The organism is Pseudomonas sp. GW821-FHT09D08, from assembly GCF_059416305.1.
Genome location: NZ_JBWKOX010000005.1, coordinates 78,298 through 98,267, shown reverse-complemented (window position 1 = coordinate 98,267; position 19,970 = coordinate 78,298). Strand labels below are relative to the sequence as shown.

Below are 19,970 nucleotides of genomic sequence, written 5' to 3'. Positions count from 1 at the left end.
AGGTGTGCGATTACAGACCGACCAGCGCCGGCAGCCCACCGATGTCGGTGATCTGCTGGTAACCGTAGAACGCGTTGCCCGGCACTTCGTGGCCACGGGCAACGAAGGCTTTGTTTTTGATCTTCATGTCATGGGCCGGCATCAGGTCGTAACGGAAGCTGGACGACACATGCAAGATGTCTTCCGGGCCGCAGCCGAGGTTGTCGAGCATGAATTCAAACGCGGCCAGGCGCGGCTTGTAGGCCTGGGCCTGCTCGGCGGTGAACACCTTGTGGAACGGCGCGCCGAGCTTGTCGACGTTGGACATGATCTGGCTGTCGCTGGCATTGGAGAAGATCACCAGGGGGATCTTGTCGGCAATCTTCGACAGCCCGGCCGGCACGTCCGCATGGGGGCCCCAGGTCGGCACGGCGTCGTAATACAGCTGGCCTTCCTCGCGATAGTCGATACCCCAGCGTTTGCAGGTACGGGCCAGGGCGGTCTTGAGGATTTCATCGTAGGGGCGCCAGTCGCCCATGACCTGGTCGAGGCGGTAGGCCGAGAAATCCTTGACGAACTGGTCCATCTGCTCGGGCGTGATGCGATCGGCGAACAGCTCGCGGGTCATGGTGCCCATATGGAAGTTGGTCAGCGTACCGTAGCAGTCGAACGTAATGAATTTGGGACGAAGAAAGCTCATTGAGTGCGGTCCTGGAGTTCGTTGAGTGTGACAAGCGTTCGCTGCCCTGGCGGCGCGTTGGCCTCGTTGCAGCACAGGTTCATTACACCACTGTGAAATCAGCATATGCCGTCTAAAAAGACCTGCGCTCAATACAAACCACCGTTTTGGTGGCCGGGCTCAGCAGACTTTGCGGTGCGCGCCAGGCTTGGGCAGGGCCAGTGTTTGTGCGCTTTTAGGGGGCTTTTCGGGGTGCAGAGGCTTAAGCACGGGGGTGGGGGCGGCAGAAAGTGTGGCGGGTTGAACGGTGGGAGGGAGCTGGGTTCCGTGGCGGCCTTCGGGCCGACCATGTCGTTGGGTTTGACCGAGTACATATCCGTTGCTGCGGTAACGGCGGCTATGGGTTCCGCCCTTACGGCGGGTCACTTTTGGAAAAGAGCCCCAAAAGTAACCAAAAGGGCTCTTGCCCCACCGCTCGGTACCTCGCCTAGGCTCGGTATGCCCTCACTCCGGCTTGAATCCGTGGGCCGCCGTCATGGGCCATCCCTGGCCCAGGACGGCGGCCCACGGATTCAAGCCGGGTTACCCACGGATTCAAGCCTGCGTTCGGCCAGCATGGTTAACGGGGCGCCTAGGATCAAGATCAAAAGCCAGAGCAAAAGCAGAGCAGAAGCAGACCGAGTTCTAGCTGATATGTGGAGATCCAAATGTGGGAGGGGGCTTGCCCCGATGAGGGAGTGTCAGTTGATGGATTTGGTACTGACCCACTGCAATCGGGGGCAAGTCGAATCGTCGCACCGCCCCTCCCACATTTTTAACCCAGTACACCAGACCCAACTCCGGTCGGCTCTAAGGCCGCCGCGCTTTGGCTTTTGATTTCAAATCGCCCCGTTAAACACGCTGGCCGAACGTAGGCTTTGGAGCGTGGGTAACCCGGCAGGACGCCGGGTTAGCCGTCCTGGGCCAGGGATGGCCCATGACGGCGGCCCACGCTCCAAAGCCGGAGTGAGGGCACACCGAGCCTAGGCGAGGTGCCGAGTGGTGGGGCGAAGACCTTTTGGTTACTTTTGGGTCTTTCCAAAAGTGACCCGCTGTAAGAGCGGAACCATAGGCAGCCGTGACCGCAGCAACGGATATGTACTCGGTCAACTCCAAATACATGGTCGGCCCGAAGGCCGCCACGGAAGCAAGCTTCCTCGCCACAGACCAATGAAAATTGTGTAGACACCCATACTCAGGATTACCTGACCACCGCGCGCCATCGGTCACAGAGCTGCGCCTTCATGTTTGCACCAAAACAAAACGGCACCTGGGTGCCGTCTTGTGGTTCACGCCCCGGCACGTTTACTTACGCGCTGCCTCCCACTGCTTGAGCAGATCGCCATAGGCCACGGTCTCGCCTTTCGGTTTCTCGTTGGCCAGTTTCGGTTTCGGCGCGCCCGGCTGGTCGAACCAGTATTGCGCGTCACGCTCGGGGTTCATTTTCGGGCCGCACACCGGTTGCACCTTGGAGCGCTCCAGGCGCGTCATGATCGCGTCCTGCTCCTTGGCCAGGTTGTCGAGGGCCTGTTGCGGGGTTTTCTCGCCGCTGGCGGCGGCGGCGATATTGCTCCACCACAGTTGCGCCAGGCGTGGGTAGTCCGGCACGTTGGTGCCGGTCGGGGTCCACTCGACCCGCGCCGGGCTGCGGTAGAACTCCACCAGGCCACCGAGTTTCGGCGCCATGTCGGTCATGGCCTGGGAGTTGATGTCGGACTCACGAATCGGCGTCAGGCCGACGATGGTTTTCTTCAGGGACACGGTTTTCGAGGTGACGAACTGCGCGTAGAGCCAGGCCGCGAGTTTCTGTTTCTCCGGGGTGGACTTGAGGAAGGTCCAGGAACCTACGTCCTGGTACCCCTTCTTCATGCCTTTTTCCCAATACGGTCCGACCGGCGACGGCGCCATGCGCCATTTCGGCGTGCCGTCGGCGTTCACCACCGGCAGGCCCGGCTTGGTCATGTCGGCGGTAAACGCGGTGTACCAGAAGATCTGCTGGGCGATGTTGCCCTGGGACGGCACCGGGCCGGATTCGGAGAAGGTCATGCCCGCCGCTTCCGGTGGCGCATAGGCTTTCATCCAGTCCACGTATTTCTGCGTGGCGAACACCGCCGCCGGGCCGTTGGTGTCGCCGCCACGCGTGACGCTGGAGCCCACCGGGTGGCAGTCCTCCACGCGGATGCCCCACTCGTCCACCGGCAAGCCGTTGGGCAGGCCCTTGTCGCCGCCGCCGGCCATGGAGAACCAGGCATCAGTGAAGCGCCAGCCCAGGGACGGGTCTTTCTTGCCGTAGTCCATGTGCCCATAGATGCGCTTGCCATCGATTTCCTTGACGTCTTCGCTGAAGAATTTGGCGATATCTTCATAGGCCGACCAGTTCACCGGCACGCCGAGGTCATAGCCGTATTTTTCCTTGAACTTGGCTTTCAGCTCCGGCCGCTCGAACCAGTCGGCGCGGAACCAGTAGAGGTTGGCGAACTGCTGGTCGGGCAGCTGGTAGATCTTGCCGTCCGGCGCGGTGGTGAAGGAGATGCCGATAAAGTCCTTGATATCCAGGGTCGGCGAGGTGAAGGCCTTGCCTTCGTTGGCCATCAGGTCGGTGATGGATTCGGTCTTGCCATAGCGAAAGTGCGTACCGATCAAGTCGGAATCGTTGACCCAGCCGTCATAGATATTCTTGTCGGACTGCATCTGGGTTTGCAGTTTCTCCACCACGTCGCCTTCCTGCAGCAGGTCGTGGGTCAGCTTGATGCCGGTGATTTCGCTGAAGGCCTTGGCCAGCACCTTGGATTCGTACTCGTGGGTGGTGAGGGTTTCCGACACCACGTTGATCTTCATCCCACGGAACGGTTCGGCGGCCTTGATAAACCACTTCAACTCCTCAAGCTGCTGGTCGGCCGTGAGGGTCGACGGCTTGAACTCGCTGCCGATCCATTTCTTCGCCGCATCTTCATACGCATCAGCCCAGGCCGAAGCGCTCAAACCGCTGAGGGCCAGTACGGCGGCCAATGAAATGCTATGTCGCAGCTTATTGTTCTTATTCAACATAGAGACCTCCTGGTTAATTTCAAAAAGGACTACAAACGCCACAACCCCCTGTAGGAGCGAGCTTGCTCGCGAAAAACCCGAGGACACCGCGTACATCCAGAATGCCCGCGTTATCGTTGGCGATTTTCGCGAGCAAGCTCGCTCCTACAAGGTGTCGGGGCACTAGCCCCAACGCATCACACTCAACAGCCATACCAGGGAGAGCGCGGACGCTACCCAGATGCTCCAGTCGGTAACGCCGATCACCAGCAAATGCAGGTAGGCGCTGCCGAGAAGACCGATAAACAAGCGATCACCACGGGTGGTGCTGATCGGCAGGACGCCGCGCCGCGGGATGCTCGGCGAGCGCAGCTCCCAGGTGGTCATGCCCGCCAGAATCAGGGCAATGCCGCCAAAGAACAGTGCTGTGGGGGTGGTCCAGGCCATCCATTCCATCATCGACTCCTCAGACCCGGCCCAGGGCAAAGCCCTTGGCCACGTGGTTGCGAACAAACCAGATCACCAGCATGCCGGGCAGGATGGTCAACACCCCCGCCGCTGCCAGCACGCCCCAATCGATACCCGAGGCCGACACCGTACGGGTCATCACCGCGGCGATGGGCTTGGCGTTGACCGAGGTCAGGGTGCGCGCCAGCAGCAGCTCGACCCAGGAAAACATGAAGCAGAAAAACGCGGTCACACCGATGCCGGAGCCGATCAGCGGGATAAAAATCTTCACGAAGAACTTGGGAAAACTATAGCCGTCGATGTAGGCGGTTTCGTCGATTTCCTTCGGCACCCCGGACATGAAGCCCTCCAGGATCCACACCGCCAGCGGTACGTTGAACAGGCAGTGGGCCAGGGCCACGGCGATGTGCGTGTCGAACAGGCCGATGGACGAATACAGCTGGAAAAACGGCAGCAGGAACACCGCCGGTGGCGCCATGCGGTTGGTCAGCAGCCAGAAGAACAGGTGCTTGTCGCCCAGGAAGCGGTAGCGCGAGAAGGCATAGGCTGCCGGCAACGCCACGCTCAAGGAAATCACCGTGTTCAGGCTCACGTAGTACAGTGAGTTGAGGTAACCGGTGTACCAGCTCGGGTCGGTGAAGATCACCTTGTAGTTGGCCAGGGTGAAATCCTGCGGAAACAGGGTCAGCCCGCCGAGGATTTCGGTGTTGCTCTTGAAGGACATGTTCAGCAGCCAGTAGATCGGCACCAGCAGGAACAGGATGTAGATCAGCAGCGGAATAACCTTGCGCTTGCTCATGTTGGCGGCCTCAGCGGTTGGCGTCGGAGTGGGTCATGGCGGTGTAAAACAGCCAGGACACCAACAGGATGATCAGGAAGTACACCAGGGAAAACGCCGCCGCCGGGCCCAGGTCGAATTGGCCTACGGCCATCTGGGTCAGCGTCTGACTGAGGAACGTCGTGGCATTACCCGGCCCGCCGCCCGTGAGGACGAAGGGCTCGGTGTAGATCATGAAGCTGTCCATGAAGCGCAGCATCACCGCGATCAGCAGCACGCTTTTCATCTTCGGCAACTGGATATGCCGGAACACCGCCCACGCCGAAGCCCGATCGATACGTGCGGCCTGGTAGTACACATCCGGGATCGCCCGCAACCCGGAGTAGCACAGCAGCGCCACCAGTGAGGTCCAGTGCCACACGTCCATCACCAGCACGGTGACCCAGGCGTCCATGGTGTTGGCCGCGTAGTTGTAGCTGATGCCCAGGGCGTTGAGGCTGTAGCCCAAGAGGCCGATATCGGCGCGGCCGAAGATCTGCCAGATGGTGCCCACCACGTTCCACGGAATCAGCAGCGGAATGGCGAGGATGATCAGCACCAGCGACGACCAGCGGCCCTTGGTCGGCATGGTCAGGGCGATGGCGATGCCCAGGGGAATTTCGATCAGCAGCACGCAGGCCGAATAGATGAACTGGCGCAGCAGCGAGTCATGCAGGCGCGGGTCGAGCAGCACCTGCTTGTACCAGTCGGCGCCGACAAAGTAGCGGCTGGACTGGTCGAAGATGTCCTGCACCGAATAGTTGACCACCGTCATCATCGGGATCACCGCACTGAATGCCACCAGCAGGAACACCGGTAACACCAGCCACCAGGCCTTGTTGTTCTGCACCTTGTTCATGGCTGCACCTCCAGCAGGTAGTCGTCGGCATACACCATCAGCCACTGCGCGGGAAAGCTGATGGACGCCCTGCCCTCGGGCACCGGTTTGTCTTCGGCCAGGCGCACCTTGAGGGTGGCGCCGTCAAGGTTGAGGGTCATGATCTTGTAGGTGCCGAGGTCTTCGAGGTGAGTGACATCGGCTTGCAGGGCGTCAGGGTTGTACTCGTCCCACACGTGAATGAATTCCGGGCGGATCCCCACCTGCAGCGTCTTGTAGTCGCTGCCGGCAATGCGTTGCTGCAAGGCCTCGGACAACGGCAGAAGCGTGCTGGCAAAGCGCACACCACCGGCCTCGGCGTGCACTTCGATCAGATTCATCCCAGGGCTACCGATGAAATAGCCGACAAAGGTGTGGCTGGGCCGCTCGAACAACTCACGGGGCGTGCCGAACTGCACGATCTGCCCGCCGTACATCACCGCGATCTTGTCGGCGAAGGTCGAGGCCTCAAGCTGGTCATGGGTGACGTAGACCATGGTGATATTGAACTGCTCGTGGATCTGCTTGAGCTTGCGCCGCAGCTTCCACTTGAGGTGCGGGTCGATCACCGTCAGCGGTTCGTCAAAGAGAATGGCCGACACATCGTCACGCACCAGGCCACGGCCCATGGAGACTTTCTGTTTTTCGTCGGCGGTGAGGTTGCGGGCTTTTTTGCTCAGCAGGTTTTGCAGGTCGAGGACTTCGGCGATTTCCTGCACCTTGCTGTGAATTTTCGCCTCGGCCATGCCCTGGTTTCGCAGGGGAAAGGCCAGGTTATCGAACACGGTCATGGTGTCGTACACCACCGGGAACTGGAACACCTGGGCGATGTTGCGTTTTTCCGGGGTGAGGTCATTGACCACTTTGCTATCGAACAGCACCTGCCCTTCGGACGGGCTGAGCAGGCCGGAGATGATGTTGAGCAACGTCGACTTGCCGCAGCCCGACGGCCCGAGCAAGGCGTAGGCACCGCCCTGCTCCCACACGTGATTCATTGCCCGGATAGCGTAGTCCTCAGGGCCGCTCGGCGTGGGACTGTAGCTGTGCGCCAGGTTCTGCAAATGGATCTCGGCCATCAGGCAACCCTCGCGACGCGGCGCCCGGGGGCCTGGACCAAACGGCCCTGGCCATCGAACACAAACAGTTTATGGGTGGGGATGTACACACGAATCGGCGCGTCGACGTCGTACTCATGTACCCCCGGCAGGTGCAGCACCAGCAGGAAGTGCTCGCTGCGCACATGCAGGAAGGTTTCCGAGCCGCTGATCTCGGCGACTTCCACGGTCACCGCCAGTTCGAGGTCGTCGTCGTTACTCGGCACCAGGCTGATATGGCTGGGGCGCACACCAAAGCGGAATTCGCCTTCGCCGATGGGGCGCAGGTCGACGTTCAGCGGGAAGTGCACGAAATTGGCGAAGCTCACCTCGTTACCGCTGATACGCCCCGGCATCAGGTTGATCGGCGGCTCGGAAAACAGCTCGGCGGCCAACACGGTCTGGGGCTGGTGATACACCTCGGCAGCCTTGCCGCTCTGGATCACCCGGCCTTCGTGAAGAATGGTGGTGGTGCCACCCAGGGCCAGGGCCTCGTTGGGCTCGGTGGTGGCGTAGATGGCAATGGTGTGCCGCGCCTTGAACAGCTCGCGCATTTCCTGACGCAGCTCTTCGCGCAGTTTGTAGTCCAGGTTCACCAGCGGCTCGTCGAACAGGATCAGTTCGGCATCTTTCACCAACGCGCGGGCCATGGCCGTGCGTTGCTGCTGGCCCCCGGACAACTCCAGCGGGTGACGTTGCAGGAATTTCTCGATGCGCAGCATCCGCGCGGTTTCCAGCACCTTGCTCTGGATCAGCTCGTTAGACACACCGGCCTGGCGCAACGGCGAGGCGATGTTTTCGAACACGGTCATGGTCGGGTAGTTGATGAACTGCTGATACACCATCGACACGTTGCGCAGGCGCACTGGTTTGTGGGTGACATCCACGCCGTTCATCAGGATGCGCCCGCTGTCGGGCTTGTCCAGGCCCGCCATCAGGCGCATCAGGCTGGTCTTGCCGGACAGGGTGCGGCCCAGCAGGACGTTGAAGGAGCCGGCTTCGAAGCGCAGGTTGGCGTCGTCGATCCAGGTTTGGCCTTCGACGACGCGGGAGACATGTTCCAGGGTCAATGACATGACACGACCTTTTTTATTATTGGAATGAATCTGGCCAGTCGTCAGAGCGAGTTTCATGCCAAAAACGGCAGGTGCTTGATCCGCAAGGAAATGGGTTGAACGTGATGTTCAGGAGCGAACAGAAATGAACAGGTCTGGCTGAACAACTGAACAATCCGGGGGTTGACAATGAACAGTTATGAACAACACTCTTTGAACCCGATTGACTTCGTTGCATCCGTTGATTGTGCAAGACCCCAAAACAATAAAAAGAAGGTCGCCCCATGGCCGAACCCCTGGCTCACGACACCCTTATCCAGGAATCCTGGCGCCGTTGCCGCGCCTTCGGCCTGGACCACCAGAGCACGCCCAGCTTCGATCAACTGCCCGCCGAGGGCATCAGCCAATTGCTGGAAAGCCAGCATTCCCTGGTGCAGACCACGCACCAGGAAGTCCTGCCCTACTACGAAAACATCCTGAGCAATTCCAACTGCCTGATCATGCTGGCCGACAACCAGGGCCAGGTATTGACCAGTTGGGGCACCCAGCGCTTTATCGAGCCCAAGCTGGCCCGGGGGTTCAGCGCCGGCGCCAGTTGGATGGAGCGTTCCAGCGGCACCAATGCCATCGGCACCGCACTGGCCTGTGCCCAGGCGGTGCATATCGAACATGACGAACACTTCCTCAAGGCCAACCGTTTCATGACCGGCTCGGCAGCGCCGATCTTCGATGCCCGGCGCGAAATCATCGCGGTGCTGGATGTCTCCAGTGACAGCTACCTGCCGCCCTCCCACACCCTGGGCATGGTCAAGATGATGAGCCAGACCGTGGAAAACCGGCTGATCCTCAACCTGTTTCGCGGCGAACACTTCCAGCTGACCTTCAACACCGGCCTGAGCAACCTCGACAGCCAATGGGCGGGCCTGCTGATCTTCGATGAGAGCGGCCAGGTGCTCTCGGCCAACCGCCGGGCCGACAACCTGCTGGGCATCAGTCTGTCGCGGGTGATGATCGACAGTTTGTTCAAGGTGTCGTTGCTGGAGTTGCTCAATCAACCGGAGGGCCTGCCCTTTTCGTTGCAGGCAGCGGGACGCAATCGCTTCCAGTGCCTGCTGAAGCGGCCGAAGCAGATGCCGGTGCAGGCCCGCGTGTTCAGCGAGCCCGTTGCGCCAAAGCCCGCCGCGATTGGCCTGAAGACCTTGCACTTTGGTGATGTGCGCGTGGAAAAAGCCGTGCGCCAGGCCGAGCGCCTGCTGGAGAAGGACATCCCGCTGCTGATCCACGGGGAAACCGGGGTGGGCAAGGAAGTCTTCGTCAAGGCCCTGCACCAGGCCAGTTCCCGCAGCCAGCAGGCGTTTATCGCGGTGAACTGTGCGGCGATTCCCGCCGAGCTGGTGGAATCGGAACTGTTCGGCTACGAAAAAGGCGCGTTCACCGGCGCCAACCAGAAAGGCAGCATCGGCCTGATCCGCAAGGCCGACAAGGGCACGCTGTTCCTCGATGAAATCGGCGATATGCCGCTGCCGACGCAAGCGCGCCTGCTGCGGGTATTGCAGGAGCGTTGTGTGCAGCCGGTGGGCAGCAGCGAGTTGTTCCCGGTGGATTTGCGCATCATCTCGGCCACTAACCGAGCCTTGCGCGAGCAGGTCCAGGCCGGGCGCTTTCGCGAGGACTTGTACTACCGCATCGGCGGCCTGACCCTTGAATTGCCGCCGTTACGCGAGCGCAGCGACAAGCGGGCGCTGTTCCAGCAGCTGTGGCAGCAACACCGGGAGCCAAGCCAATGGGCCGGGCTCAGCGCCGAGGTGCTGGCACTGTTCGAACAGCACCCGTGGCCCGGCAACCTGCGCCAGGTGAGCAGCGTGCTGCAGGTGGCGCTGGCGATGGCCGAGGAACAGCCGATCCGTCCGGAGCATCTGCCGGACGATTTTTTTGTCGATTTGAACCTGACGGCGCCACTGCCCGCCAGTGAACACCTGGATGCCAGCATCGACCTGACCCAGCGCTTGAAGGCCGCCGGCGGGAATATTTCCCACCTGGCGCGGGAGCTGGGCGTGAGCCGCAACACCCTGTACAAGCGCCTGCGCCAGAACGAACGCTAGCGCGGCTTGACCACCACCAGCAGGTCGGTGAAGTACTCCACCTGGATCGGCAGGTTATCCGCCAGGGTCGACAGCGCCGCCGCCGTGTCATCCAGCTTGAACACCCCAGTCACCCGCAGGTTCTGCAAGGCCTGGGGGTCGAAGCGCAGTAGGCCGTGGCGGTAGCTGGCCAGGGTTTGCAGCACTTCGCTCAGGGGTTGGTCGTTGACCTTGAGCAGGCCACGGGTCCAGGCGTCCGGGTCGGTGTCGTCGGTGGCCTGGGGCGGTTGGGCGCGACCATGGTCGAGGATCGAACGCTGGCCGGCGGTGACCTTGACCCCTTCGCTGCTGTCCCCTTTGACCGCCACGATGGACTCGATCACCGTCACCACCGTCGTGCCGTCTGGCGCGCGCTTGACCAAATAACGCGTGCCCAGTGCCGTCGCCGTGCCTTGGTCGGTACGCACCACGAAGGGCCGTTGCGCATCCTTGGCCACGTCGACCCAGAGTTCGCCTTGCAGCAGTTCGATCACCCGTTGGTGACCGTCGAATTTCACGTCCACCGCCGAGTTGCTGTTGAGTTGCAACTGGCTGCCGTCTTCAAGGGCGATCTGGCGCCGCTCGCCCACGCCGGTGCGCTGGTCGGCCATCCACACCGGCAGGTGCGTAAGGCCCAGCCAGCCGCAGAGTAATACGCCGAGCACGCCCATCGCCTGGGCACCGCGCGCGCGACGCGGGGCAAATGCGCGGTTCAGGGCCACGCGTGCGGGTTGTGCAGGCAAGGTGTCGAGGCTGCCCCACAGCGCGCGCATGCGCTCGATGGCGACGGCGTGGCGAGGGTCGGCCTGGCACCAGGCGTTGAAGGCCTGACGCTCGGCGTCGCTGACCTCTTCGTCGTGCAGGCGGGTCAGCCAATTCGCCGCTTGCTGGATGATCTGTTCGGAACTCATGCCAGCGGGTCTGCCGCGTGCAGGCTGTGGTAACAGTGCACCAGGGCGCTGGAGATGTAGTTTTTGACAGTGCTGGCGGACACCTCCAGGCGCGTGGCGATTTCGCTGTAGGTCAGCCCGTCGAGGCGACTCAACAGGAAGGCTTCGCGAGCCTTGGCGGGCAAGCCGGCAAGCATTTCGGCGATGCGTTCCAGGGCTTGCAGGGCCACATGGATCGCGGCCGGATCGGGCATGCCGGCGTCCTCACTCTGGATCACCAGGGCTTCCATGTAGGCTTTTTCAATGCGTCGACGCCGGGCGCCATCGATCAGCAAACGCCCTGCGGTGGTGGCCAGGAATGCCCGGGGCTCCTGGATATTTTGCGGCTCGGCCAGCATCAGCACACGGATGAAGGCATCGTGGGCCAGGTCGGCGGCGTGCTGGGAACATCCCAGTTTTCTGCGCAGCCAGCCCTGCAACCAGCCGTGGTGCTCGCGGTACATCGCCGTAAGGGTCTGCTGACGCACTGAATCGCCCAGCGCGGCCGGAATGTCATGCATGCGCAAAAGAGTCTCAAATGGGAAGAGTTACCAATTGCGCAAACAATGCCAGTAAAACGGTGTAGGAGCAAGGCCCTCCCCGTCGCAGCCCGCTCGCCACAGGGGGCTGGATAGCTGCGGCTTAGCGCCAGCTCCATGAGACACCGGTGTAGATTCCGCGGCCGTCGGCCGGGGTTGAGCGTGCGACATCCAGGCCCTTGTCGTCGTAGCCCGGCGTGACGGTGTTGGCGTAGCGACGGTTGGTGAGGTTGCGCAGGTCGACCCAGGCTTGCCAGTCCTGCTTGGGTGCGTCGTAGCCGAAGGTCGCGCCCAGAAGGGTGTAGGACGCGGCGTAATAGGAATTGGCGTAGTCCACCGCCACCCGTGAGGAATACTCGGTATTGAGGCCGGTGTAAAAACCCGTCGGGTGGCTATAGCGCAGTTGCGCCTGATAGTAGTGCTGGGGGATGCCCGGCAAGCGGTTGCCGCCGAAACGGTCGTCGTCGCGGTAGTGGAAGTCGCTGAAGGTATAGGCTTGGCGCAGGTCGAGCTTACCGCTGCGGCCACCGTCCCACAGCGGGCTGAGCAGGCCCAGTTCCACGCCCTGGTGCACGGTGGGGCTGGCGTTGGATTCGGCGACGATGGCATTGCTGGTCGAGGTCTGGGCCTGGGTTTCCACGGTGAGCAGTTCATGGCGCACTTCGGAGCGGTACAGCGCCAGGTCCCACTGGCCGAGCCATGCTTCGCCACGGCCACCGATTTCCAGGGTGGTGGCAGTCTGGTTTTTCAGGCTGACGCCTTCGCGCTGTAATCCAGTGGCCGGGCCGCTGCCCGCTGGAAAGTACTTGTTGGAACCCCAGATCATCGACCACGCATGCGGCGGCTCGACCGAGCGGCTCAAGTTGCCGTACACCTGCAATTGCGGGGTGAAGTCATAGCGCAGGCCGATGCGCGGCGCGTAGTCCCAGTCATGCTGGCTGAGCGGCGCTTGGCCTTCGGGATAGGTGACCTGGGTCTCACGGCGGGTGTAGATCGCGGCCAGGCCGGTGGTCAGCCACAGGTCCTGGACCAGTTCCAGGTCGTTGCCGATATGCAGCACGGTGTCGGAGCCCAGGTAGCTATAGTCGCGGGTCTTGGTGCCGGGGGCGTAGGTTGCGGTGTTGCCAGCTGGCGTGCGCACGTATTCCGATGTGCCGTTGTTGGGCATCGCCTGGGTGGTGCGCAGGCCGAGGGTGGTTTTGCTGTCGTGGCCGAACAGCGTGTCCTGGCGGATGTAATTCAGGGTGCTGCTGATATCGGTGTAGGCCACCTTGAGACGGTTGGTGCCTTCGCGCAGGTCCATCGGGTAATCGTGATAGGCCAGCCCGACTTCCAGGCGCGAATTGTCGTCCAACTGCAAGGTGGTCTTGTTGGCGATCCAGGTGGAGCCTGGTTGCAGGCGCTTGGAATCGCGGGCAGCGTTGAGACTGTTGGCGGCGCGCGGGTCGTGGCTGATCTGGGCGCGGGTGAGTTTGCCGGGGGTGTCGTTGGTGGTTTCGCGGTAGCGGAAATAGAAACGGGTTTCCAGGTCCGGGTTGAAGCGGTAGCCGAAGTTGGCGGCCATGCCCTTGCCGGTGGCGGCGCTCTGGCGCTGGTAGCCGTCGGATTCCGAGTCGGTGAGGCTGATGTAGTAGTCGGCATCCCCCAGCACCTGGCCCGAACTGATCTCGCGCTGGGCATAGCCACGGCTGCCGGCTTCGTAGCGCACTTGCAGCTTGGGCGCATCGTAGCCGGTATGGGTCACGTAGTTGACCGCGCCGCCCAGGGCCAACGCGCCTTGATCAAAACCGTTGGCGCCGCGCAATACCTCGACGCGGCTTTGCCACAGCGGGTCCTTGAGTTCATAAGGGGTGCCGCCGGGGCCGGTCAGCGGCAAGCCATCGAACATTTCGTACAGCCCTGAAGCATGGGCGCCTGGGCTGCGGTTCAGGCCCGAACCGCGAATGGACAGCTTCACCCCTTCGTTATTCGCCGCCTTGGCATACACACCCGGCTGATACTTGAACACGTCTTCGTTGGTGCTCACCCGCCCCTGCTGCACGCTGCTCATGTCGATGTAATTGGTGGCGCCGGGCACGCTCTTGAGCTGCGCCTGGGCCACTTCGCCGGCGCCGGCCTCGGGCGTGGTGACTTCGACCGGTGCCAATTGCAGGTCTTCGGCATGCACCAGCGAGCTAAAGGTCAGGGCGGCGAACAGGAACGGAGGTGGGCGCAGCAGCATGGGCGGATCCTTGGAATTCGGGGGCGTGAAAGGCTGGGCCGTCACGCGAACAGTGATGGGAAGACAACGATGCCCGCCAAGTCACGCCTTGATAACGGACCAGACCCTTCCCACAACAGCGTCGGACCGGATTTATTTTTTAAGTCCAAAATCGAATTAATACATGCAAACTCAGTATTTAAAGAAATAACCAGTACCCATTACTGTGGAGCCATCGAGTCACCTACGAGATCGCCTCCCATGCCTGCATCCGCCACCGTCATCAACTTTACCCTCCACCGCAAACGCCGCCAGGCACGTGCAGCGGCCGAGTTGATGTGGGCGATGTACGCGGCGCGCGCAGGGTTGGCGGTGTTTACCACCCACGCCGCAACGCCCAGCGATACACGCCGGGCGTAGGCCTATGAATTTCCTGCATGTGATTCCCGAACCGCCCGAACCGCTGCCCAAGCCCAGCACCGATGACGATGTGATCAGCTTGTGCGTGGCGCATAACCTGCAACGCCTGCGCAGCAAACGGCACTTGTCACTGGACGCCCTGGCACGCGCCTGCGGCGTGAGCCGGGCAATGCTGGCGCAGATCGAATCCGGGCGCAGCGTGCCGTCGATCAAGGTGTTGTGCAAAATTGCCAAGGGCTTGAAGGTGTCGGTGGCGGCGTTCCTGGAAGATCGCGCGTTCGAAGGGGTGGAAGTGTTGCCGGCGCAGCAGAGCAAGCGCCTGGTGAGTGCCGATGGCGCGTTTATCAGCCGCGCATTGTTTCCCTACGATACGGCACGCCAGTCCGAATTCTACGAGATTCGCCTGCGGGCACTCGGCGAGGAAGTGTCCCAGGGCCACGGCCCGGGCATCCAGGAAAACCTGGTGGTGGCCCAAGGCGTGCTGGAAGTCAGCGTCAATGACGAGCGCTACCTGCTGTCCACCGGCGATTCAATCCTGTTCTACGCCGACCAGCCCCACCGCTACCGCAACCCGGCGGACAGCGAAGCCGTGGCGTTCCTGGTGATCACCTACCCCGAGCGGCTGGATTAATCACGGCAAAAAAAACGCCCCGACTTATCGGGGCGTTTTTTCATCGCGCGGGACCTGTCAGCAGGTGCAGCACATCATCGGCATGCCGTTGCAGCTCATCATCATGGGCATGGCGCAGTCGTTCATCATTTTGTTCATGAGCATGCAGCAGTTGTTCATTATGTCCATGCTCATGCCCGGCATCGGCATCATTTTGCACATCATGCCGTCGGCCATCATGGTGCATTCCATGACGCACTTCATCATCGGCATGGGCATGCCCATCATCGGCATCATGTTCATGCCGGTCATCATGGCCATGGCGTCAGCCGACATGCACATCATCGACAGGTTGGCGCACTGCATCATCATTGGCATGCCGCAGTTCATCATCATCGCCATCATTTCGGCATTGATCTTGAACTGGGCCATGTCCATGCCGGCTGCCGGCTTCAGGGTGCACATCATGGCGTCAGCGGCCATTTCGCATTTCATGGTTGCCATCATCATCGGCATGCCCATCATCGGCATCATTGGCATGGAGGTGTTCATCGGCATCTGCATTGCATTCATCATGTTCGAAACTCCGTAATCGACAGGAAATGGCTAGGTTCTGGCGCCGATTCTAGAGAGGCCGGAGGGCTGCGCAAGACGCCGGCAGAGCAGCAGGAATGGATGCTCCCGGGGACGCTTGGTCGAACAAGACAGCTGCAACAGGTGCGATGACAATGAATCGGACGCTATTGCGTTACTTGCATCCGTTCCCTGGCGTGAATGGACGTCATGGATATTCGATTGAGGAATCTCGTCCAACCTTAAGGAAATAAACGGTCTAACGGATGCCCCTAGCCGTCGGGCTTCTCCAGCGACTGCATCAATTCATCGGCCTCCGACCCCGGTGGCAACCTGAACCCATGCATTTCATCAGCGGCAAGAATTTCATCCAGAGCGGCGAGCAACTGCGCTTCTGTCGGCGAGTCTCGCAGCAGTTTATGCGCGGGCAGCAACAACTCGGAGGGAACGCCCTGAACGCTGGCAGCGTCGATCACAGCGAAGAGGATAAAGCGCAGGCGTATTTCGCGGTCCGTCGGCCAAGCCGTTTTTCGCTTACCCAAGGTAGGGCCTCGTTTTTTCAGAAAAATCCGAGGCTATTGTGCACAGACAGGTGTTTCAAGCATCGGGATGCAAGATAGGCAAATTCCTACAGCAGAAAGAGAAACAGCACTCCCCAAGGCCACATTCAACGCTTAAAAGGCTTGCCGCCGGCAAAATAAGCTCGGCTCATGCCCGGCTGCGTTGCAACTCCAAGGTGGTGCCGATAAGCCGCGTAAATATGCTCAGGATTTCGAACATCTGTGGGTTCTCAAGCTGCTTGGGCAACACATCCAGGGCGCACAAAGTGCCGAAGACGGTGCCATCCGAAAACACAATGGGCAACGAGATATAACTCTCAAACCCATGGGCCCTGGGCAACGGATGCTCCCAGAACACCGGATCCTTGCTGGCGTGCTCGATGATGATCGACTTGCGATTGGCGCGTGCCTGGTTGCATAGGGTGGCTTCGACCCGCAACTCGTCGCCCACCTCCAGCCCGAAATGCAACTCATCGTGCACGGCACAGGCCACCCAGTGACTCTCGGTCATCTTGGAAATGGCGGAAAACCGCATTCCAGTCAAACGCGTGGTGAGTCGCAAAATGTTGGACGTGGTTTCAATCTCCGTAATGGCGTCCAACTCTTCAACCGTTAGATGTTTGATAACACTCTCCTCAAGTCACAGGCGTCATCATTGCATCGGCCATCGGTGGTACGGCTTAACTCACTGCCGACGAAATGCATTACTGCACGGGCAGGAAATTCATCAGCAACAGGCTTTGTGCATAGTTAAGCCCAATACGGCGGTAGCGCTCGTCGAGCATCTGGGTCAACAGGTCAAGGCGCGCAACAATCTTGCCGAACTCGACGGCGAAACTCAGGTTGCTGCCCTCCTCCGAGATCTCGTTGGAAAACAGGAGCAGGACGCCATTTGCATCCTGGCGCTTGCTGAGCAGCCAGGTGGCCTTCTCGATATTGCGCGCGGCGTTGCTGACGAACTGCGGGTTGATCGAGTCGGTAATGTAGAACTCGGTACGCCCACCGTGGGCGGTCACGATCATGCTGCCGATGGCATAGATAAACGCCCCGACCCGATCGCCCTGAAACTCGGGGCTCAAGGAGTAACTCAGCGCCGCCAGGTCGCGACGCTCCCCGAGTGCGGGCAACGAGCGGCGCTGCTCAATGGCCAGGCGGATCTCCCGCGCAGCGCTCACCGCATCCGGATAACCCGACTGGCGCCACTGGTTGGGGTTGCGCAGGTAGAGCTTGTTCATGAGCAAATACAGGCTTTGCAAGTTGTCGCGCATGCCCAGGGTTGCCATGCGATCGACACTGGTCTGGAAGAATTCATCGGGTTTGCCGTTACTGAACTGCTTGGCGATGTCGCGTCCCTGCTGCTGGGTACAGCCACTGGCGCAGAGCATTAACACCACGGCCAGCCACAGTGGCCGACGCACTTGTCGAGTCTTGAATAAAAGTAACGTGCGAGCCATCGGCACCCGATCTGGTTCTTTTGCCCGCGCGGGAAATCGGCAGGGCTGGGACAAAGATAGATTGGAGAAATGAAAAAAAGTGCGATGGGCTGGGCAGATAGTTGTAAGCAGAGCATGCCGGGCGCTGAATCGGCCCAATCGTGAAAGATTCGTTTCAGGGCCTATACTCAATGGAACAGTTGCGAGTGTTGTTGGCGATCCAGGGAGGATCTACATCGCGTACGGCACTTCTCCCCCGCAGCTGTACAGGAGGGTCGCACAGATGAAACATCCCATTCGAGCTCAGATTTTTGTCCAGGTGATTTGCCTGCTATCGGTGGCTCAGCTTTTCTGCTGAGCCATGGGTCACTGCCTTTAAGATCAGCTGCGAGTGTGGCTGGGGCAGTTTTCGCCCTGTATTTGGGCCCATCAACTTAAATGCCATTGCTGCCGCAGTAGCGTTCGCGCGGGTTTCAAGCGCGGACGGCCCGACACTACGCGTCTGGTATTAACGCGAATGTTTCATTTATCCAGATTCACCAGCTCGTGCATCCGCGCCCCTATCATTCCCCGCAACCATTCAGCGTGGAACGCCATTTCGTCCAGAGAGATACCCTCACCCAACTGATATTCGAAAACCTTGTCCTTGGGTCCCTGACCCACGAGGTGGAAATGCCCATAGCGATCAAACCGGGCGAGGACATAGGGGCAGACGTAAATGATGTTGCTGAATGGCACGCGCACTTCGTAGGGCCCGCGGCCACGACGGATAACCGTGAGGCTAAGCAGTTGCTGGTTTTCATCGAACGTAAAGGCCTCCACATGAGGCGTAGAGGCCATCCAGGCAAACATCGCACCGATGAGCAATGCGGTACCGAGCATGAACAGGATGAGCGTCGACGTCGTAAAACTCGATTCAGCGCTGGCCGGCGCGCCCTGCAGCGCTCCGAGCCCAGCCAGGAGCAACATCACCAGCCCGTAGCCCGGCAACAGCATCAGTAGCGCAATGTAGAACCCCAGGATCCCCCGACCACTGCCGCCAACGCTCGGTAGATCAGGGCCGTAATACCAGGTGGGTGGGTGCGCGACAGGGTTTCCAGTGCTTGGCGCTCCAGGAAGCGTGGCGACGCGGTGAGGTGGGTCTTGACGGTTCATCCAGCAGGCTCCAGGGGTTGCAGCGTTCAATAATGGGCGAAAAGCCAGGAACCTTCGCATTCCCCTCAAACCGTTAGTTGGACGCCCGCCTACGGGCAGCCTTACTTGAGCAGGGCAATCACCGCGCAGACAATCATGATCGCCAGCGCCGGCCACTGCATGGGCATGAAAAAGAAGTGATGGTGCACGCCATCTTCATGCACCTGCCGATTCAGGACAAAGCCCAGCACGGTGTTGATGGCCGAGCCAATCCCCACCCCCATCAACAGTTGCATCAGTGAGGTATTGCCGGGTTTGACACTGGGGTCGGGCCACACCCCCATCAGCAACAACACCATGGCCACCGGCGTGAACAGTGTCAGCCAGCCTGCGCCGCGATAGATCATCGTTTAATCCTCATGAATGACACGATTGGCTCAAGCCGGCTCGCGTGCTTGCTCTTCAGCCGCAAACACGGCATCGAGTGTGTTGAGGAACAGGTCGTGGCTCAGAATGCCGGTGGCGATGGTCGACAACACGGGTTTGCCGCTCTCGTCCTTGATCACCACCTTTTCGGTCCAGGCGTTGAGGTCGACGGTACGCAGCGACGACATCGGCACCTTGCACCCTTGGTATTCGAGGAGATCCTGGCTCACCACAATCGGCGTCGTGGTGACTTTGAGGAAGTTGCCGCTGACGCGCTTGCCCCAGACCTGCCCGGAGCTGATGCAATTGAACCTGACCGCCCCACCCGCCTCCAGCGTCGCCAGCACCCCCGGCAGACGTGCACGTACGTGCAGCTCACGGACCAACTGCTGGAAATCGTGAAAGCCCTTGAGGCTCTCGATCACTCGATGAAACGGCTCGCTGGCATTACGACGGTAGGCCAGGTTGGTGATCATGCCGGTCAGCACGGTTTGCCCGGAGCCAAACAGATACAGGTCATCAATCTCGGCAAAGGCGGTGTATTCGCGCTGATCGTTGATGATGCGCTCGATACCATGTTCATACACGTCGTAAAGCGGCGCACGCAGTTTCCTGTGCCAGGCGTAAGCGGCAAATACACCCAGCCCGAGAACCGCCAGCAAAGCGCTGGTGGCGTAAATCAAGGTATGGGGGCTGCTGAAGTTGAAGGCCATGCCACGGGACGTCTGGAGGCTGACCGGCCCTTCATTGCCCGGTGGCAGGATCGTGCCCAGATACAACACAAACCCGGCGAGACCTAACAACACAACGCCAAATATCACACTGAAAATCAGAAAACCCTTGCCGTGACGGAAACTGGCGATCAGTTCGCCGGTGGCGGAAGGCGCTTGGGAGGGGGATGACTGCATAACGCTTGCGTCCTTGTAATGGGGTAGCGCGCGCCGCGGTTTACGCGGAGCCGATTGAGCCGTGCCCCCACTGGGCAGGCTTG

20 protein-coding genes are annotated in these 19,970 nt (G+C 60.6%); 4 read left to right on the top strand and 16 right to left on the bottom strand.

The window, feature by feature from the left end; translation table 11 throughout:
- Positions 1-10 precede the first annotated feature (10 nt).
- From AC07OP_RS11935 to AC07OP_RS11905, 7 genes are all read right to left on the bottom strand, one after another.
- A complete protein-coding gene (locus AC07OP_RS11935) occupies positions 11-679 on the bottom strand; it encodes a haloacid dehalogenase type II (RefSeq protein WP_065940281.1) in 669 nt (222 codons plus the stop codon).
- A gap of 1,323 nt (positions 680-2,002) precedes the next feature.
- Entirely contained in the window at positions 2,003-3,745 is a 1,743-nt protein-coding gene (locus AC07OP_RS11930; RefSeq protein WP_027607296.1) for an ABC transporter substrate-binding protein, read from the bottom strand.
- Between the two features lie 162 nt (positions 3,746-3,907).
- Complete coding sequence (locus tag AC07OP_RS11925) at positions 3,908-4,180, bottom strand: DUF2160 domain-containing protein (protein WP_027607297.1); 273 nt, start codon at positions 4,178-4,180, stop codon at positions 3,908-3,910.
- A gap of 10 nt (positions 4,181-4,190) precedes the next feature.
- Positions 4,191-4,991, bottom strand: a complete 801-nt coding sequence (locus AC07OP_RS11920) for a carbohydrate ABC transporter permease (RefSeq protein WP_003174634.1) — start codon at positions 4,989-4,991, stop codon at positions 4,191-4,193.
- 10 nt (positions 4,992-5,001) lie between these two features.
- Positions 5,002-5,868 (bottom strand): carbohydrate ABC transporter permease, encoded by an 867-nt coding sequence (locus AC07OP_RS11915; protein ID WP_025858174.1) that lies wholly within the window; start codon positions 5,866-5,868, stop codon positions 5,002-5,004.
- Positions 5,865-6,962, bottom strand: a complete 1,098-nt coding sequence (locus AC07OP_RS11910) for an ABC transporter ATP-binding protein (RefSeq protein WP_495102849.1) — start codon at positions 6,960-6,962, stop codon at positions 5,865-5,867. The genes AC07OP_RS11915 and AC07OP_RS11910 overlap by 4 nt, the downstream gene beginning before the upstream one ends.
- On the bottom strand, positions 6,962-8,056 hold the full coding sequence (locus AC07OP_RS11905) for an ABC transporter ATP-binding protein (protein ID WP_027607299.1): 1,095 nt from the start codon (positions 8,054-8,056) through the stop codon (positions 6,962-6,964). Before AC07OP_RS11905 ends, AC07OP_RS11910 begins: the two co-directional genes overlap by 1 nt.
- Before the next feature lie 263 nt (positions 8,057-8,319).
- On the opposite strand from AC07OP_RS11905, the gene AC07OP_RS11900 reads away from it, so the two are divergent.
- Positions 8,320-10,137: a sigma-54-dependent Fis family transcriptional regulator gene (locus AC07OP_RS11900; RefSeq protein ID WP_495102848.1), complete on the top strand. Its 1,818-nt coding sequence runs from the start codon at positions 8,320-8,322 to the stop codon at positions 10,135-10,137.
- On the opposite strand, the gene AC07OP_RS11895 is transcribed toward AC07OP_RS11900, so the two are convergent.
- From AC07OP_RS11895 to AC07OP_RS11885, 3 genes are all read right to left on the bottom strand, one after another.
- Entirely contained in the window at positions 10,134-11,066 is a 933-nt protein-coding gene (locus AC07OP_RS11895) for a FecR family protein (protein ID WP_495102847.1), read from the bottom strand. The genes AC07OP_RS11900 and AC07OP_RS11895 overlap by 4 nt on opposite strands.
- Positions 11,063-11,605, bottom strand: a complete 543-nt coding sequence (locus AC07OP_RS11890) for a sigma-70 family RNA polymerase sigma factor (RefSeq protein WP_027607302.1) — start codon at positions 11,603-11,605, stop codon at positions 11,063-11,065. Before AC07OP_RS11890 ends, AC07OP_RS11895 begins: the two co-directional genes overlap by 4 nt.
- A 121-nt stretch (positions 11,606-11,726) precedes the next feature.
- Complete coding sequence (locus AC07OP_RS11885) at positions 11,727-13,844, bottom strand: TonB-dependent receptor family protein (protein WP_495102846.1); 2,118 nt, start codon at positions 13,842-13,844, stop codon at positions 11,727-11,729.
- Positions 13,845-14,084: 240 nt separating this feature from the next.
- Between AC07OP_RS11885 and AC07OP_RS11880 the strand changes: the two genes are divergently transcribed.
- From AC07OP_RS11880 to AC07OP_RS11870, 3 genes are all read left to right on the top strand, one after another.
- Positions 14,085-14,243 (top strand): hypothetical protein, encoded by a 159-nt coding sequence (locus AC07OP_RS11880; protein WP_495102845.1) that lies wholly within the window; start codon positions 14,085-14,087, stop codon positions 14,241-14,243.
- A gap of 4 nt (positions 14,244-14,247) precedes the next feature.
- Positions 14,248-14,874: a helix-turn-helix domain-containing protein gene (locus AC07OP_RS11875; protein WP_495102844.1), complete on the top strand. Its 627-nt coding sequence runs from the start codon at positions 14,248-14,250 to the stop codon at positions 14,872-14,874.
- Between the two features lie 64 nt (positions 14,875-14,938).
- A complete protein-coding gene (locus tag AC07OP_RS11870) occupies positions 14,939-15,445 on the top strand; it encodes a hypothetical protein (protein ID WP_495102843.1) in 507 nt (168 codons plus the stop codon).
- A 253-nt stretch (positions 15,446-15,698) separates the two neighbouring features.
- Here AC07OP_RS11870 and AC07OP_RS11865 read toward each other — a convergent pair whose 3' ends face one another.
- From AC07OP_RS11865 to AC07OP_RS11840, 6 genes are all read right to left on the bottom strand, one after another.
- Entirely contained in the window at positions 15,699-15,968 is a 270-nt protein-coding gene (locus tag AC07OP_RS11865) for a hypothetical protein (protein ID WP_065941792.1), read from the bottom strand.
- Positions 15,969-16,134: 166 nt separating this feature from the next.
- Entirely contained in the window at positions 16,135-16,611 is a 477-nt protein-coding gene (locus tag AC07OP_RS11860) for a GAF domain-containing protein (protein WP_495102850.1), read from the bottom strand.
- 79 nt (positions 16,612-16,690) lie between these two features.
- Positions 16,691-17,440, bottom strand: coding sequence for a hypothetical protein (locus tag AC07OP_RS11855; protein WP_115488836.1), 750 nt, complete (start codon positions 17,438-17,440; stop codon positions 16,691-16,693).
- A 501-nt stretch (positions 17,441-17,941) separates the two neighbouring features.
- Complete coding sequence (locus tag AC07OP_RS11850) at positions 17,942-18,574, bottom strand: hypothetical protein (RefSeq protein ID WP_495102842.1); 633 nt, start codon at positions 18,572-18,574, stop codon at positions 17,942-17,944.
- A 101-nt stretch (positions 18,575-18,675) separates the two neighbouring features.
- The gene (locus AC07OP_RS11845; protein WP_495102841.1) at positions 18,676-18,960 is read right to left on the bottom strand and encodes a hypothetical protein; all 285 of its coding nucleotides are present in this window, start codon (positions 18,958-18,960) and stop codon (positions 18,676-18,678) included.
- A 30-nt stretch (positions 18,961-18,990) separates the two neighbouring features.
- Positions 18,991-19,887, bottom strand: coding sequence for a hypothetical protein (locus AC07OP_RS11840; RefSeq protein WP_495102840.1), 897 nt, complete (start codon positions 19,885-19,887; stop codon positions 18,991-18,993).
- Positions 19,888-19,970 lie beyond the last annotated feature (83 nt).

Bases quoted from the DNA above. Each gene is read 5' to 3' on its own strand.
- AC07OP_RS11935 (WP_065940281.1), bottom strand. From the start codon at position 679: ATGAGCTTTCTTCGTCCCAAATTCATTACGTTCGACTGCTACGGTACG.
- AC07OP_RS11930 (WP_027607296.1), bottom strand. From the start codon at position 3,745: ATGTTGAATAAGAACAATAAGCTGCGACATAGCATTTCATTGGCCGCC.
- AC07OP_RS11925 (WP_027607297.1), bottom strand. From the start codon at position 4,180: ATGGAATGGATGGCCTGGACCACCCCCACAGCACTGTTCTTTGGCGGC.
- AC07OP_RS11920 (WP_003174634.1), bottom strand. From the start codon at position 4,991: ATGAGCAAGCGCAAGGTTATTCCGCTGCTGATCTACATCCTGTTCCTG.
- AC07OP_RS11915 (WP_025858174.1), bottom strand. From the start codon at position 5,868: ATGAACAAGGTGCAGAACAACAAGGCCTGGTGGCTGGTGTTACCGGTG.
- AC07OP_RS11910 (WP_495102849.1), bottom strand. From the start codon at position 6,962: ATGGCCGAGATCCATTTGCAGAACCTGGCGCACAGCTACAGTCCCACG.
- AC07OP_RS11905 (WP_027607299.1), bottom strand. From the start codon at position 8,056: ATGTCATTGACCCTGGAACATGTCTCCCGCGTCGTCGAAGGCCAAACC.
- AC07OP_RS11900 (WP_495102848.1), top strand. From the start codon at position 8,320: ATGGCCGAACCCCTGGCTCACGACACCCTTATCCAGGAATCCTGGCGC.
- AC07OP_RS11895 (WP_495102847.1), bottom strand. From the start codon at position 11,066: ATGAGTTCCGAACAGATCATCCAGCAAGCGGCGAATTGGCTGACCCGC.
- AC07OP_RS11890 (WP_027607302.1), bottom strand. From the start codon at position 11,605: ATGCATGACATTCCGGCCGCGCTGGGCGATTCAGTGCGTCAGCAGACC.
- AC07OP_RS11885 (WP_495102846.1), bottom strand. From the start codon at position 13,844: ATGCTGCTGCGCCCACCTCCGTTCCTGTTCGCCGCCCTGACCTTTAGC.
- AC07OP_RS11880 (WP_495102845.1), top strand. From the start codon at position 14,085: ATGCCTGCATCCGCCACCGTCATCAACTTTACCCTCCACCGCAAACGC.
- AC07OP_RS11875 (WP_495102844.1), top strand. From the start codon at position 14,248: ATGAATTTCCTGCATGTGATTCCCGAACCGCCCGAACCGCTGCCCAAG.
- AC07OP_RS11855 (WP_115488836.1), bottom strand. From the start codon at position 17,440: ATGGCTCGCACGTTACTTTTATTCAAGACTCGACAAGTGCGTCGGCCA.
- AC07OP_RS11850 (WP_495102842.1), bottom strand. From the start codon at position 18,574: ATGAACCGTCAAGACCCACCTCACCGCGTCGCCACGCTTCCTGGAGCG.
- AC07OP_RS11845 (WP_495102841.1), bottom strand. From the start codon at position 18,960: ATGATCTATCGCGGCGCAGGCTGGCTGACACTGTTCACGCCGGTGGCC.
- AC07OP_RS11840 (WP_495102840.1), bottom strand. From the start codon at position 19,887: ATGCAGTCATCCCCCTCCCAAGCGCCTTCCGCCACCGGCGAACTGATC.